This is a genomic window from Nonomuraea sp. NPDC049750 (assembly GCF_040659625.1).
Classification (GTDB): domain Bacteria; phylum Actinomycetota; class Actinomycetes; order Streptosporangiales; family Streptosporangiaceae; genus Nonomuraea.
Window position 1 is genome coordinate 161,190 of the sequence record NZ_JBFANB010000023.1, and the last position, 14,247, is coordinate 175,436.

Consider the following 14,247-nt stretch of genomic DNA (forward strand, 5'->3'; position numbering starts at 1 on the left):
CTCGTCCATACGACCGGAGACCGTCCCATGCGTCGTGATCGCACCCACCTTCTCTACATGGCCGTCATCGTGGCGGTGCTGCTAGGGATCCTGGTCGGATTCGTCTGGCCGGACGTCGGCAAGGAACTCAAGCCACTCGGCACCGCGTTCGTCAACCTCGTCAAGATGATGATCGGCCCGATCATCTTCTGCACGATCGTGCTCGGCGTCGGCTCGGTCAGCAAGGCGGCCAAGGTCGGCAAGGTCGGTGGCCTCACCATCGGCTACTTCACCATCATGTCCACCGTAGCCCTGATCATCGGACTCGTGGTCGGCAACTTCATCGACCCGGGCTCAGGGCTGCACCTCACCGACGCGGCCAAGCAGGCCGCGGAGGCGGAGGCGGCCAAGGGGGCCGCCGCCGGATCGACCGACTTCCTGCTCAGCATCATCCCGACCACCCTGGTGTCGGCGTTCACCGAGGGACAGACGCTGCAGACGCTGCTGGTCGCGCTCCTCGTCGGGTTCGCGCTGCTGGCCATGGGACCCAAGGCCGCGCCGATCCTGACGGCCGTCGAGCACATCCAGCGGCTGGTGTTCCGCATCCTCGCCATGATCATGTGGGCGGCGCCGATCGGCGCGTTCGGCGCCATCGCCGCCGTCGTCGGCGCCACCGGCCTGGACGCGCTCAAGGCCCTGGGCATCATCATGGTCGCCTTCTACACCACCTGCCTGCTGTTCGTCGGCCTCGTGCTCGGCCCGCTGCTGTGGATGGTGGCCAAGGTGGGGATGTGGCCGCTGTTCCGCTACCTCGGGCGTGAGTTCCTGCTGATCCTGTCCACGTCGTCGTCCGAGGCCGCGCTGCCCCGGCTGATCGCCAAGATGGAGCACCTCGGCGTGAGCCGTACGGTGGCCGGCATCACCGTGCCGACCGGTTACTCCTTCAACCTCGACGGCACCGCGATCTACCTGACCATGGCCACGCTGTTCGTCGCCTCGGCCACCGGAGCGCCGCTGTCGTTCGGTGAGCAGATCGCGCTGCTGCTGTTCATGATGATCGCCTCCAAGGGCGCGGCGGGCGTGACCGGAGCGGGCCTGGCCACGCTGGCCGGTGCTCTCCAGTCGCACCGGCCGGCGCTGGTCGACGGTGTCGGCCTCATCGTCGGCATCGACCGGTTCATGTCCGAGGCCCGCGCCCTGACGAACTTCGCCGGCAACGCGGTCGGCACCATCCTCGTCGCCACCTGGACGGGGGATTTCGACAAGGAACGAGCCGCCGAGGTGCTCGCCGGCAACGCGCCGTTCGACGAGTCGACGCTGCTGGACGAGGACGAGCGGCCCGAGCCGCCCGCGGCGGACGACGAGCGACGGGAGATGTCGCCGGTCTGAGCCGTTGGCCGCCGCAAGCTCTGATCCGTCGTCAGATGGGTCAGAGCTTGCGGCCGATGCCCGCGTAGCCCATCCGCGCCATCTCATCGTCGAGGAAGATCGTCTCCTGGGGGTCGTTGAACGGCCAGCCGACCTCCGGCCCCAGGCCGCTGGCCAGCCCCGGCGGGATCAGCTCGAAGTCACCGAAGAACCGGGCGATCTCCGTGCCGGGGCGCGGGCAGAACGGTGAGTTGGCCTTCTGGTAGAACTCGACGATCTTGGCCACCTGCTCCGGCACGACGTCGTTGCCGACATGGGAGATGGCCAGGTAGCTGCCCGGCGCCAGCGCGTCCCGGTAGGCGGCCACGAACTCCTGCGGCCGGTCCTCATCGGGCACCAGGTGCAGGAAGAACATCATGAGCACCGCGACCGGCTGGTCGAAGTCCAGCAGCGACAGCACCTCGGGATGCTGGAGGAGTTTCTCCGGCTCGCGGCCGTCGCCCAGCACCATGGCGACCTTCTTCGGGTCGGCCAGCAGGGCGCGGCCGTGCGCGGCCACCACGGGGTCGTTGTCGACGTAGACGATGCGCGCGTCCGGCGCGAACCGGTGGGCGACCTCGTGCACGTTCTCCGCGGCCGGGAGGCCGGAGCCGAGATCGAGGAACTGGGTGATGCCCTGACGGCACAGGTATTCGACCACTCGCCCGATGAACTTGCGGTTCTGCCTCGTGCCCTCTCTGACCTCGGGGAGGACGCTCATCACCAGTTCGGCGAGATCCCGGTCGGCCTTGAAGTTGTCCTTGCCACCAAGAAAGTAGTCGTACATCCGCGACGCGTTAGGGATGTGCGGGTCCACACCTTGCGGCGCTTGTTCCGTCATGTGCCCATGATCTCGGACAAACGACCAGTAAATCCACCGTTTCATGTCACAAGGTGACCAACGGGAGGTGGATCATGTCACACGGCAGGCAGCCTCAGGACGAAGCGGGCGCCGCCGCAGTACTCCTCGACGTGGATCTCGCCGCGATGCGCCACCGCCACGTCGCGCGCGATGGCCAGGCCCAGGCCGGTGCCGCCGGAGTCGCGGCTGCGGGCCGCGTCCAGGCGGGTGAAGCGCTCGAAGATGGACTCGCGGTCGGCCCGCGCGATCTCCACGCCGTCGTTCTCCACGGCCAGTACGGCCATGTCCCCGTCTCTGGTGACCGCCACCTTGATGATGCTCTCGGCATGCCGCTGGGCGTTGTCCAGCAGGTTCGTCAGCACCCGGGCCAGCTGCAGGCGTACCCCCTCCACCACGACGCCCTCCTCCAGCATCAGCTTGACGGGCAGCCGGTCGTTGCGGGCCGACAGCTCGTCGCGGACCAGGACGGCGAGATCCACCCGCTCCTTCACCACGTCCACGCGGGAGCCGATCCTGGCCAGCAGCAGCAGGTCGGTGATGATCGCTTCGAGCCGGTCGGTGTCACGCAGCGCGCTGTCCACCAGCGCGATGAAGTCGGTGTCCTCGGGGTAGAGCTGGGCGCTCTCCAGCTGCGCGCGCAGCCCGGCGATGGGGGTACGCAGCTCGTGCGAGGCGTCGGAGGCGAACCGGCGCTGCTGGTACGCCGAGCGCTCCAGGCGGGCCAGCGTGCCGTTGACGGACCTGGCGAGCTGGGCGACCTCGTCCTTGCCCGGCGGCTGGGTCACCCGGCTGCTCAGGTCGCTGGCGTTGACCGCGTCGAGTTCGGCCCGCATCGCGCCCACCGGCCGCAGCGCCCGGCCCATGACCAGCCAGGTCGTCCAGGTGGCCAGCGCGATGAGCACGAGGACCTGGGTGAGCACGACGGCCTCCAGGATCCTCGTGTCCAGCAGGCCAGGGGTGGTGCGCCCGGCGTACACGACGTTCGAGGCCGGGGACGGCGACGCGCGGACGGCCGTCAGGTGGACGCACTGCCTCGGCAGGCAGTTCGTGGTGCTGATGACCCGGTTGTCCGCGGTGGGCCAGACGTCGCTCAGCGGCGGCAGGTTGCGGGCCGCGTCGCTCGTCGCCACCACCTGACCGCTCGGGGTGACGACCTGGATCAGGTCGACGGAGGGGTCGGTCAGCGGCATCGTCGCGCCCAGCGGGAGGTCGCCCACGCGCCACTCGGCCGCCACCTGTTCGGCGGTGTTCCTGGTCTGGTGCCACACGTTCGCCTCGACCACGGACTTGGCCACGACGATGGTGCCGGTCCCCACGGGAATCAGCACAGCGGTAGCTACGGCGGCCGCCACCAGCGTGATGCGGCCGCGGAGAGAACTCGCCCATAGGCGTGACATTAAATCGAGGCTACTAACGACATTTACCCCGATATGTCGGACAAGGGGAAAGTTTGTCCCATTGTCCGACAGTCTCGCGTCAGTGCTGGAGCCACACCGTGGTGTCGGGCGGCAGGGTGCCATCGGCGGTGAGCGGTCCGCTCGACAGCAGCACCTCGCCGGTCACCTCCACCGGCTCGTCACTGGTGTTCAGCATGACGACCAGGCCGGGTGAGCGCTCGATGGCCAGCACGTCCTTGGGCGAGTCGAGCCAGGTCAGCGTGCCGCCGCCGAGTGCCGGGTGGGCCTTGCGCAGGCGCAGCGCGGCCCGGTAGAGGTTCAGCGTGGAGCCGGGGTCGTCGTGCTGGGCCTCGACCGACAGCGCCGCCCAGGAGGCGGGGATCGGCAGCCACGGGTCCCGCCAGCCGAGGCCGGGGGCGGTGGTCCACGGGATGGGCACCCGGCAGCCGTCGCGGCTCTCGCCGCTGCGCAGGAACGCCGGGTCCTGCCGCAGCTCGTCGGGCAGGTCGAGCACCTCGGGCAGGCCGAGCTCCTCGCCGTTGTAGAGGTAGGCCGAGCCGGGCAGCGCCAGCATCAGCAGCGTGGCCGCCTTGGCCCTGGCCAGGCCGCCGTGGCGGGTGACGTGCCGGGGCTTGTCATGGTTGGACAGCACCCAGGTGGTCGGCGCGCCCACCAGCTCCGCCTCGGCCAGCGCCTTCTCGATGACCGCGCGGAAGGACTTGGCGTGGAAGTCGGCCAGCAGGAAGTCGAAGTTGAACGCCTGGTGCAGCTCGTCGGGGCCGACGTAGCGGGCCAGCCGCTCGGGCGAGGACACCCACGCCTCGGCGACGGCCATCCGCCCGCCGGGGTAGGAGTCGAGGATCGGCCGCCACTCGCGGTAGATCTCGTGCACGCCGTCCTGGTCGAAGTACGGCACCCGCTCGTCGCCGAGCATCTCGGCCTGACGGCCCTCCCTCGGCCCCACGTCGGGCAGCCCGGCGGCCTTGACCATGCCGTGCGCCACGTCGACGCGGAAGCCGTCCACCCCGCGCTCCAGCCAGAACCGCAGGATGTCGCGGAACTCGGCCCGCACCTCCGGGTTGTCCCAGTTGAGGTCGGGCTGCTCGGGCGCGAACAGGTGCAGGTACCACTGCCCGTCGGCCACCTGTGTCCAGGCGGGGCCGCCGAAGATGGACTCCCAGTCGTTGGGCTGGTCCCGGAAGATGTAGCGGTCGCGCAGACCTGCCTGGAACCACGGGTGCCGGTCGGAGGAGTGGTTCGGCACCAGGTCCACGATCACCCTGATGTCCCGCTCGTGCGCGTCGGCGATCAGCCCGTCGAGGTCGGCCAGCGTGCCGAACATCGGGTCCACGTCGCGGTAGTCGGCCACGTCGTAGCCGCCGTCGGCCATCGGCGAGGTGTAGAAGGGGCTCAGCCAGATGGCGTCCACGCCCAGCTCGGCGAGGTAGTCCAGGCGTTCGCGCACGCCCGGCAGGTCTCCCATGCCGTCGCCGTTCGCGTCGGCGAAGCTGCGTGGGTAGACCTGGTACACGACGGCGTCCCGCCACCAGTCGTCGTTGCCGAACATGGGGGTCCTTCCGGGGATTGTCCGTGATGTCTGGTGCAGGATGGCCTGCATGGTTCAGTGGGGTCAAGTGTAAGTTGCGGAAAGTTGCAGATGGGCCCCCACTTCTCCGTCGCGTTCGGTTGGCGAGGTCAAGGGAGTATCCAGCGGGTCTGGATCGGGTAACGCTCTTTCGCAAGTTCTTCCAAATTTTGCAAAGAGTCGCTAACGTCCCGGAAACATAAGCCGCGAAAGCGGTCAATTGCTCCCTCCGTGACCTCAGGAGGTCCCATGCGCAAGCGAGCCCTGGGTGTGGCCGCTCTCACGTCCCTGGCATTAGCCGCCACGGCCTGCGGCGGTTCTCAGCCCGGCACCCCCTCCGCCGCCCCCAGCGGTTCCGCCGCCGCCTCCTCCTCGGCCCCCGCCGACAAGGGCAGCGGCAAGCTGGTGATCTGGGCCGACCCCAACCGGGTCAAGGCGCTCAAGCCCTTCGCCGAGCAGTTCGGCACCGAGAACGGCGTGACCGTCGAGGTGAAGGAGATCAGCAAGGACAACCAGCAGACCTTCCTCACCGCCTCCCAGCAGGGCAGCGGCCCGGACATCATGGTCGGCGCGCACGACTGGATCGGCAACCTGGTGCAGAACGGCGCCATCGACCCGGTCAACCTCACCGACGCGCAGAAGGCGGCCTTCCCGGAGATCGCCATCAAGGCGGTCACCTTCGACGGGCAGGTGATGGCCGCGCCGTACGCGGTGGAGAACATCGCGCTCATCCGCAACACCAAGCTCGCCCCCGATGCCCCCGCGACGCTCGAGGACATGGTCAAGAAGGGCAAGGAGCTCAAGGCGGCGGGCAAGGTCAAAGAGGTGCTCTGCCTGCCGGTGGCGCAGAAGGGCGACGCCTTCCACGTCTACCCGATCTTCGCGGCGGGCGGCGGCTCGCTGTTCGGCACCACCGCCTCCGGCGACCCGGACCCGAAGAAGGTGCTGCTCGGCTCGCCCGACTCGGTCAAGGCGTTCGGCAAGCTGAAGGAGCTGGGGGAGAAGGGTGACGGCGCGCTCAAGACGTCCATCACCAACGAGAACTACGTCGCCAGCTTCGCCGGCGGCAAGTGCGCGTTCCTGATCTCCGGCCCCTGGGCCATGGGCGATGTGAAGAAGGGCGGCATCAGCTACGACATCACGCCCGTCCCGTCGTTCAAGGACGGCAAGCCCGCCACCCCGTTCGTCGGCGTCCAGTCGTTCTTCGTGGCCTCCAAGGGCAAGAGCAAGACCCTGGCGCAGGAGTTCGTCGCCAACTATGTGACCAACAAGGACGTGGCCAAGGCCCTGTACGCGGCCGACCCGCGGCCCCCGGCGCTGACCGAGGCGCTGCAGGAGGTCGGCGCGAGCGACCCCGACGCGGGCAAGTTCATGGACGCGGGCAAGAACGGTATGCCGATGCCGGCCATCCCCGAGATGCAGGCTGTCTGGGAGCCGTTCGGCATCGCCGAGGCGGCGGTGGTCAAGGGCGGCGACGCGGCCAAGGCCGCCGAGGCCGCGCAGAAGGCCATCGACAGCTCGCTCAAGAACTGACGTCATGTCCCTGGACGTGCGTGCGGCCGCGGGATCCCATGCTCCCCCGCGGCCTCGCCGCGAGATCACCACGGCGTTCCTGGTCAGCAGGGTCGTGGTGCTCGCGGTGGCGGCGGCGCTCCTGGTGTACGCGGCGCCGCCCCTGGTCGCCGCCGGGTCGTGGCCCGCCCTGGTGGTCCTCGGCCTGGCCACCGCGGTCATCGCCTACCTCTACCTGACCCGCCGCTTCATCCCGGCCAAGTACCTGCTCCCCGGCACGATCTTCCTGATCGCCTTCCAGGTGTTCCCGGTCCTCTACACCGTCAGCACGGCGTTCACGAACTTCGGCGACGGTCACCGCGGCGACAAGCGGGCCGCCATCACGGCGATCGAGACCGGCTCCGTCCGGCAGGCGCCCGGCTCGCCCGAGTACAGCCTGACCACGGCGCTGAAGGGCGACCGGCTGGTCTTCCTCCTCGTGGACCCGAAGACCAAGCAGGTCCAGGCGGGCGACCCGGCCGGCCTCGCGCCGGTGACCGGTGCCGAGGTGGGCATTACCGGCAAGGTGCTGCGGGCGCCCGGCTTCACCGTGCTGACGGCACCGCAGGCGGCGGCCAGGGCACAGCAGATCGCGGCGCTGGCCGTACCGACCCGTGGCGGCCTGATCAAGGCGAACGGCCTGAGCCGCGCGGTCGAGGGACGCTCGGCGCTGGTCTACGACGCGCGCTGCGACTGCGTCCAGGGCGAGGGCGACCGGTGGAAGGCCGACGAGGGGCAGGGCTACTTCGTCAACGCCTCGGGCGCGCACCTCGCGCAGGGCTGGCAGGTGAGCGTCGGCTTCGCGAACTTCACCCGCGTCCTGACGAATCCCACGATCTCCGGATATTTCATCGGGGTCTTCGGGTGGAACGTGGTGTTCGCGCTGGCCTCCGTGGCGGCCACGTTCGCGCTCGGCATGGCGGTGGCGCTGGCGCTGCACCATCCACGCATGCGCGGCACCCGCTTCTACCGGATCGCGCTGATCCTGCCGTACGCGATGCCCGCCTTCGCGATGCTGCTGGTCTGGCGGGACATGTTCAACCGCGACTTCGGGCTGGTCAACCAGCTGTTCGGGCTGGACGTCGACTGGATGGGGCAGCCGTCCACCGCCAGGTTCGCGGTCATCCTGGTCAACCTCTGGCTGGGCTTTCCGTACATGTTCCTGGTGACCACGGGCGCGCTGCAGGCGATCCCGCGCGAGCTGACCGAGGCGGCCTCCATCGACGGGGCGACGCCGTGGCAGGGCTTCCGCAAGGTGACGCTGCCGCTGCTGCTGGTGGCGCTGACGCCGCTGCTGATCTCGTCGTTCGCCTACAACTTCAACAACTTCAACGCGATCGCGCTCACCAGCGAGGGCGGCCCGTTCCCGGCGGAGAGCCCGCAGGTGGGGGCCACCGACCTGCTGATCACCTACACCTTCCGGCTGGCGTTCGGCACCTACGGCGCCCAGTTCGGCTTCGCCGCCTCGATCTCGGTGTTCATCTTCGCGATCGTGGCGATCATCTCCGCGGTGGCCTTCCGCCGGACCCGCAGACAGGAGGAGGTCTACGCATGAGACTCGCGCTGCGGCACGTGTTCGTGCTGGTGGTGTGCGCGTTCGCGGTCTTCCCGATCCTGTTCGTGGTCTCCGCCGCGATCAACCCGCTGGGCACGCTGGCCTCCACCGACCTGCTGCCCACCGGGGCCAGCCTCGGGAACTTCGCCGACCTGTTCACCTCCGACCGGTATCCGTTCGCCAGGTGGTTCATCAACTCGGTGTTCGTCGCGCTGACGTCGTCGTTCGCCAGTCTGCTGCTGTCGATGTTCGCCGCCTACGCCTTCAGCCGGATGCGCTTCCGGGGGCGCCGGGTCGGGCTGCTGGCGCTGCTGCTCATCCAGATGTTCCCGCAGTTCCTGGCCATCGTGACGATCTTCATGATCTTCACCAAGGTGACCGAGCTCTACCCCGCGTTCGGGTTCAACACCGTGTGGGGGCTCATGCTGCTCTACCTGGGCGGCGCGCTGGGCGTCAACACGTGGCTGATGAAGGGCTTCCTCGACACCGTCCCCAAGGAGCTCGACGAGGCGGCCACGGTCGACGGCGCCACGCACGCGCAGATCTTCTGGCGGGTCATCATGCCGCTGGTCACGCCGATCCTCGCGGTCACCGCGCTGCTGGCCTTCATCGGCACGATGAGCGAGTTCATCATGGCCAACGTCTTCCTGCGCGATCCGGAGAGCAAGACGCTGGCCGTGGGCATGTACGGGATGATCGCGGGGGACCAGCGCAACGCCAACTTCGGCATGTTCGCCGCGGCCACGCTGCTCACCGCCGTCCCCACGGTCGGCGTGTTCCTGTGGTTGCAGAAGTACATCGTCTCCGGGCTCACCGCCGGTGCCGTCAAGGGATAGGTCTCATTGCGCTTCCTCGGCGAGCCGCATCACGACGGCTCCGCTCTGTACGTCTCCACCCAGGCGCCGGCGCCCGGCTCGACGGTGACGGTCCGGCTGCGGGCGCCGCTGTCGGCCGGGATCACCGGTGTGCACGTCCGTACGGTCCGGGACGGCGAACCCCGCTTCACCGCCGCCTCGCCCGACACGCCCGGCGCCGTCGGTGGCTACGGCGAGACGGACGTCTGGTGGCGCGCGGACCTCGTCGCCGCCAACCCGGTCACCCCCTACCGCTTCCTCCTGCACACCGAGGGCGGCCAGGCGTGGCTGACCGCGGCCGGGCTCGTCACGCACGACGTCACCGACGCCACCGACTTCCGGCTGGTCAGCCACGAGACGCCGCCCCCGTGGCTCGCCGAGGCGATCGTCTACCAGATCTTCCCTGACCGTTTCGCCAGGTCCAGGCCGATGCGGGAGCTGCCGGACTGGGCGCTGCCGCGCGACTGGGACCGCGACCCGGTCATCCCCTCGGGCCCCGGCACGTCCCAGCAGTTCTACGGCGGCGACCTCGACGGCATCGTGGAGCGTCTTGACCACGTCCAGGCGCTCGGCGCGGACACCGTCTACCTGACGCCGATCTTCCCGGCCCGCTCCAACCACCGCTACGACGCCGCCGACTTCGACCGCGTCGACCCGCTGCTCGGCGGCGACGAGGCGCTGCACCGGCTCGCCGACGCGCTGCACGCGCGCGGCATGCGGCTGATCGGCGACATCACCACCAACCACTGCGGCCGGACGCACCCCTGGTTCACCGCCGCGATGTCCGACGTGAGCGCGCCCGAGCGGGAGATGTTCTACTTCGACCCCGCCACCGGCGACTACGAGTCCTGGTACGGGGTCAAGTCGCTGCCCAAGCTCAACTGGGGCGGCGACCTGGTACGGGCCCGGATCCCGGCCGTACTGAAGAAGTGGCTGGGCCCGCTCGACGGCTGGCGCGTCGACGTCGCGAACATGACCGGCCGGCACGGCCGCGACGACCACAACCACGAGATCGCCGCCCTGCTGCGCCGCGCGATCGGGCCAGGCGCGGCGCTCATCGCCGAGCACTGCCATGACGCCTCGCCCGACCTGGACCGCGACGGCTGGCACGGCACGATGAACTACGGCGGCTTCACCCGGCCGGTGTGGGCCTGGCTGCGCTCGCCCGACCTGGAGCTGGCGAACTTCCTCGGCGTGCCCGGCGGGGTGCCGTCGCGTGACGGGCTCCAGACGTACGCGACGTTCCGCACATTCGCCTCCCACCTGTCGTGGCGCTCGCAGGCGCACTCATGGCAACTGCTCGACTCGCACGACTCGCCGCGCATCCGCACCGTGACCGGCTCGGCGGAGCGTCACCTCGTCGCGCTCGGGCTGCAGGCCACGCTGCCGGGCACGCCGATGGTGTTCGCGGGCAGCGAGTACGGGCTGACGGGGGTGAACGGCGAGCACGCGCGTACCCCCATGCCCTGGGACCGGCCCGCCGACCAGGACCTCGCGACGCTGGCCGCCTACCGGGAGCTGCTCGGCCTGCGCCGGGCCGAGCCCGCGCTGCGCCACGGCGGGCTGCGGTGGCTGCACGCCGACGCCGACTGCCTGGTCTTTCTCCGGGAGGCCGCCGAGGAGTCGCTGCTGGTGTGCGCGCGCAGGGCACCGGGCCAGGCCATTCCCCTTCCCATGCGGGCGGCAGGGGTTTATAACGCTTCTGACACCGATGTGTTGCCGGGTGATGGCCCTTCGCTGCGTGTCTGGCGCCTCGCGCGGTGACGCGCTAGCGTGGGCGGCCCCCCATCGTTCAGATTTAAACTAGATAGTGGTGTGTTCGCATGAGGTTGCTCTCCGTGGCCGTCATCGCCTCGCTCGCGCCCGCCCTCCCGGCCTCGGCTCTGGCCCGCGCGGGCACCACCTACTACGTCGATTCGCGGACGGGCGACGACTCGGCTGCCGGGACCAGCGCCACCAAACCCTGGAAATCACTCGAGAAGATCGGCGCCGCCGACCTCAAACCCGGCGACGCGGTCAGCGTCAAACGCGGCAGCAAATGGACGGGCACCCTCACCCTGACCGCCAAAGGCACGGCGGCCAAACCCATCGTCATCCAGCCGTACGGGACCGGCCCCATGGCGAAGATCTCCGGCATGGACGGCAACTGCGTCGTCGTGACCGGCAACCACTGGCGCATCAGTGGCCTGCGCGCCTCCGGCTGCCAATGGGCGGGGTTCGAGCTGAGCGGCGACGGCAACGAGCTCGTCGGCGTACGGGCCGACCGCAACATCGCCGGAGTGCTGGTCACCCCCACCGGCTCCCGCAACGTCATCAGGGACAGCACGCTGACCTCCAACGCCCGGATGAGCGTGAACGACTCCGAGCCCGACAACGACTCCGGGGCGTTCGGCATCCTGCTGAACGGCGACGACAACACGGTGACGGGCAACACCATCACCGGCAGCTACGCGCCGAGCAACGACTACGGCTTCGACGGGGCGGCGGTCGAGATCTTCGACGGCGACCGCAACCTGATCACGCACAACACCGCCCGCGACAACGAGACGTTCACCGAGCTCGGCGCCCGCAAGGGGAAGACGGCCGTCGGGAACGTGTTCGCCTTCAACGTGGTCACCTCCTCGCGCAAGCATGGATCGTTCCTGATCACCCGTGGCCCCCAGCACATCGTCGGCCCGGTGACCGGGACGATCGCGGTGCACAACTCGGTCTACCTGCCCGCGCGGGCGACGATCGGCTGGTCCTGCCACGGCGGGTGCTCGCCGTCGATACTCAAGCTGCGCAACAACGCGATCTCGGTCGGCGGTGAGGCCGGGTACGAGGACGGGAAGGGCGCCGACGACGCGGGCGGCGTTTACAAGGGGCGGAAGTACGCCTTCAAGCTGGGGCCCAAGTCGGTGAAGGCGGACCCCCGCTTCGTCTCCCGTACGGACCTCCACCTGCGGCCCGGCTCGCCGGCGCTGGGCCGGGGCGTCCGGCTCGGTGCCGCGTGGTTCGGCAGGGCGTCGGGCGGCACGGACATCGCGGGCCTGCCCGCCGCCCCGAACGCCGGCGCCTACCAGCGCTGAACCTCCCTGTATTTCGGGATATAGCCTGTAATTCTGGATATCGCTTGCTCACCAACCCCGCCGGGCAGCTGTGATGTGACCGCCCGGGCGGTCACTCGTTCAGCGCTTCTCGTGCGTCTGCTGCCAGATCTGCACGCCCGCCTCGTCGTAGCCGATGATCTGGAAGCGTTCGTAGCTGATGTTGCGGGCGCGATCGTAGGTTCCGGCAAACAACCGGATGCCGAGGTTCCACGGGTCCGGCCGGGTGGCGGCCGACAGGGACCGGCCGTCGCCGAAGAGCAGGGTGACCCGGGCGGTCTTCGCGCTCGCGATGCCCAACCAGCGCTTGTCGTGCTCAGCCAGCTCCACGGGGTACTTTTTGCCGTCCTTGTCGGTCATCAAGTGGTCGGGCTCGACGAGATTCATGACGACGGTCTGTCCGTTCAGCTTCCAGAGCAGCGTCTCACCCGGCACCTTGTAGAGACCTACGGACAGATCTCCCGGCATCCGCACGGCGGGGCCGACGGGCTGGGCCTTTTCCTCGGGGAAGATGATGGGCTTGTTCTTGAGCCATGCCACGGTCTGGCCCCTGGCATTCGCGAACTCGAACGCCGTCACCCTCTCGCTGGTGGGCGCGGACAAGGTCCAGATGCCCTGGGGAGCGCCGTTCGGACGGTAGATCGTCCCGGTCACCCGGTCGCCACCCTTGATCACGGCGGTGACGCGGACGATCTCGGACTCCGCGCTGCCGAAGAACATCACCACGCCCGTGGACGGATAGGGGAACGAATCGGTCGAACTCTGCATGGTGGCCTCTAGGTTGTTGAGCGGCTCGCCGCACCCTTGCGTCGTGACGCCGGTCCTGCTCTCGTAGGACTGGCAGAGGACCGTGCCCGTCTTCCCCATGGCGTACCAGAGGGTCAGGGGCCGCTCCTCGGACGGGTTGTCGATCAGCAGACGGTCGCCCATCGGGGTCTTGCCCTCCATGACGTCCCAGCTGCGGCGTGGGTCGATGGTGCCGGTGGCGACGTCGTCACCCTTCTGCCCGCCGGTGACCGTCAGCGTGACCGGCAGGGCCACGGTGGTGACGGCCAGTGCCACGACGAGGGCCTGGCTGCGCGTCCTGCGCCGCCGCGACCGCGACACGACTTCGGCACGCAGCCCAGAAGACGCCTTCGGCGCATGCTCGGCGGCGTGGCCGAGGGTCGAACGCAGGCGGGATTCCAACTGGTCGGTCATGCGGGGCTCCCGTCGATCGCTGAGGGGTGGGGCACGGTGGAACGGAGCTTGGCCAGGCCGAGCGACGCGTGGCTGCGCACGGTCCCCCGGGAGATGCCGAGCACACCGGCGATCTCCTCGTCGGCGAGGTCCTCGTAGTAGCGCAGGACCAGTACGGCCCGCTGCTTGCGTGGCAGGCCGGCGAGCGCCTGCCACAGGTCCTGCTCGATGCCGGAGGGCAGGACGTCGAGCCGGCCGGTCTCGGGCAGCGCCCAGTCGAGCCGCTCGCGCCTGCGCAGCCGCCAGACGCTGATGTGCAACCTGGCCATGATCATCCTGGTGTAGCTCTCGGGAGCCTGCTTCTGACGCACCCGTGGCCAGGCCCGGTGCAGCCGGATCAGCGCCTCCTGGGTGAGGTCGGCCGCGTCGTGCGGGTTGCCGCTGAGCAGGTATCCATAGCGCAGCAGGGCATCGGCCCGTTCCGCGACGAAGTCCTCGAAGCGCGAAATTTCATCCAATGGCCTGCGCCTTTCCTCGATTCATCACGAGATAGACGGACCAGACGGCCGAACTGTTGAACGCATACTTCCCCGCCGCCCGCCGCCCGCCGCCCGCCGCCCGCCGCCCGCCGCCCGCCGCCCGCCGCCCGCCGTCCGCTGTCCGCTGTCCGCTGTCCGCTGTCCGCTGTCCACCATCTCCACCCCCACCACCCCCACCACCCCCACCACCCCCACCACCCCCACCACCCCCACCACCCCCACCACCCCCACCACCCCCACCACCCCCACCACC

Annotated in this window: 11 protein-coding genes and 1 pseudogene; 6 read left to right on the plus strand and 6 right to left on the minus strand. The window is 69.4% G+C overall.

What is annotated here, in order from left to right; genetic code table 11:
• The first annotated feature begins 27 nt into the window (after positions 1-27).
• Positions 28-1,368 (plus strand): cation:dicarboxylase symporter family transporter, encoded by a 1,341-nt coding sequence (locus tag AB0J16_RS42140; RefSeq protein ID WP_358550659.1) that lies wholly within the window; start codon positions 28-30, stop codon positions 1,366-1,368.
• Between the two features lie 40 nt (positions 1,369-1,408).
• On the opposite strand, the gene AB0J16_RS42145 is transcribed toward AB0J16_RS42140, so the two are convergent.
• The 3 genes from AB0J16_RS42145 to AB0J16_RS42155 form a co-directional block, all read right to left on the minus strand.
• A complete protein-coding gene (locus AB0J16_RS42145) occupies positions 1,409-2,227 on the minus strand; it encodes an SAM-dependent methyltransferase (protein ID WP_358550661.1) in 819 nt (272 codons plus the stop codon).
• A gap of 77 nt (positions 2,228-2,304) precedes the next feature.
• Positions 2,305-3,645, minus strand: coding sequence for a HAMP domain-containing sensor histidine kinase (locus AB0J16_RS42150; protein ID WP_358550663.1), 1,341 nt, complete (start codon positions 3,643-3,645; stop codon positions 2,305-2,307).
• A 79-nt stretch (positions 3,646-3,724) separates the two neighbouring features.
• Positions 3,725-5,212, minus strand: coding sequence for a glycoside hydrolase family 13 protein (locus AB0J16_RS42155; protein ID WP_358550665.1), 1,488 nt, complete (start codon positions 5,210-5,212; stop codon positions 3,725-3,727).
• A gap of 267 nt (positions 5,213-5,479) precedes the next feature.
• Between AB0J16_RS42155 and AB0J16_RS42160 the strand changes: the two genes are divergently transcribed.
• Genes AB0J16_RS42160 through AB0J16_RS42180 form a run of 5 tightly spaced genes read left to right on the plus strand, consistent with a single transcriptional unit; the run spans position 5,480 to position 12,258 of the window.
• The gene (locus tag AB0J16_RS42160; protein ID WP_358550667.1) at positions 5,480-6,763 is read left to right on the plus strand and encodes a maltose ABC transporter substrate-binding protein; all 1,284 of its coding nucleotides are present in this window, start codon (positions 5,480-5,482) and stop codon (positions 6,761-6,763) included.
• Between the two features lie 4 nt (positions 6,764-6,767).
• Entirely contained in the window at positions 6,768-8,336 is a 1,569-nt protein-coding gene (locus tag AB0J16_RS42165) for an ABC transporter permease subunit (RefSeq protein WP_358550669.1), read from the plus strand.
• On the plus strand, positions 8,333-9,172 hold the full coding sequence (locus AB0J16_RS42170) for a sugar ABC transporter permease (RefSeq protein WP_358184781.1): 840 nt from the start codon (positions 8,333-8,335) through the stop codon (positions 9,170-9,172). The genes AB0J16_RS42165 and AB0J16_RS42170 overlap by 4 nt, the downstream gene beginning before the upstream one ends.
• Positions 9,173-9,178: 6 nt before the next feature.
• Complete coding sequence (locus tag AB0J16_RS42175; RefSeq protein ID WP_358550671.1) at positions 9,179-10,954, plus strand: glycoside hydrolase family 13 protein; 1,776 nt, start codon at positions 9,179-9,181, stop codon at positions 10,952-10,954.
• Positions 10,955-11,013: 59 nt separating this feature from the next.
• Positions 11,014-12,258: a right-handed parallel beta-helix repeat-containing protein gene (locus AB0J16_RS42180; RefSeq protein ID WP_358550673.1), complete on the plus strand. Its 1,245-nt coding sequence runs from the start codon at positions 11,014-11,016 to the stop codon at positions 12,256-12,258.
• Between the two features lie 99 nt (positions 12,259-12,357).
• On the opposite strand, the gene AB0J16_RS42185 is transcribed toward AB0J16_RS42180, so the two are convergent.
• The 3 genes and pseudogenes from AB0J16_RS42185 to AB0J16_RS42195 all read right to left on the minus strand — a co-directional run.
• Complete coding sequence (locus tag AB0J16_RS42185; protein WP_358550674.1) at positions 12,358-13,476, minus strand: hypothetical protein; 1,119 nt, start codon at positions 13,474-13,476, stop codon at positions 12,358-12,360.
• Positions 13,473-13,973, minus strand: coding sequence for a SigE family RNA polymerase sigma factor (locus AB0J16_RS42190; protein WP_358550676.1), 501 nt, complete (start codon positions 13,971-13,973; stop codon positions 13,473-13,475). The genes AB0J16_RS42185 and AB0J16_RS42190 overlap by 4 nt, the downstream gene beginning before the upstream one ends.
• Before the next feature lie 24 nt (positions 13,974-13,997).
• Positions 13,998-14,247: pseudogene (locus AB0J16_RS42195) on the minus strand (hypothetical protein); the annotation flags it as partial.

Bases quoted from the DNA above. Each gene is read 5' to 3' on its own strand.
- AB0J16_RS42140 (WP_358550659.1), top strand. From the start codon at position 28: ATGCGTCGTGATCGCACCCACCTTCTCTACATGGCCGTCATCGTGGCG.
- AB0J16_RS42145 (WP_358550661.1), bottom strand. From the start codon at position 2,227: ATGACGGAACAAGCGCCGCAAGGTGTGGACCCGCACATCCCTAACGCG.
- AB0J16_RS42150 (WP_358550663.1), bottom strand. From the start codon at position 3,645: ATGTCACGCCTATGGGCGAGTTCTCTCCGCGGCCGCATCACGCTGGTG.
- AB0J16_RS42155 (WP_358550665.1), bottom strand. From the start codon at position 5,212: ATGTTCGGCAACGACGACTGGTGGCGGGACGCCGTCGTGTACCAGGTC.
- AB0J16_RS42160 (WP_358550667.1), top strand. From the start codon at position 5,480: ATGCGCAAGCGAGCCCTGGGTGTGGCCGCTCTCACGTCCCTGGCATTA.
- AB0J16_RS42165 (WP_358550669.1), top strand. From the start codon at position 6,768: ATGTCCCTGGACGTGCGTGCGGCCGCGGGATCCCATGCTCCCCCGCGG.
- AB0J16_RS42170 (WP_358184781.1), top strand. From the start codon at position 8,333: ATGAGACTCGCGCTGCGGCACGTGTTCGTGCTGGTGGTGTGCGCGTTC.
- AB0J16_RS42180 (WP_358550673.1), top strand. From the start codon at position 11,014: ATGAGGTTGCTCTCCGTGGCCGTCATCGCCTCGCTCGCGCCCGCCCTC.
- AB0J16_RS42185 (WP_358550674.1), bottom strand. From the start codon at position 13,476: ATGACCGACCAGTTGGAATCCCGCCTGCGTTCGACCCTCGGCCACGCC.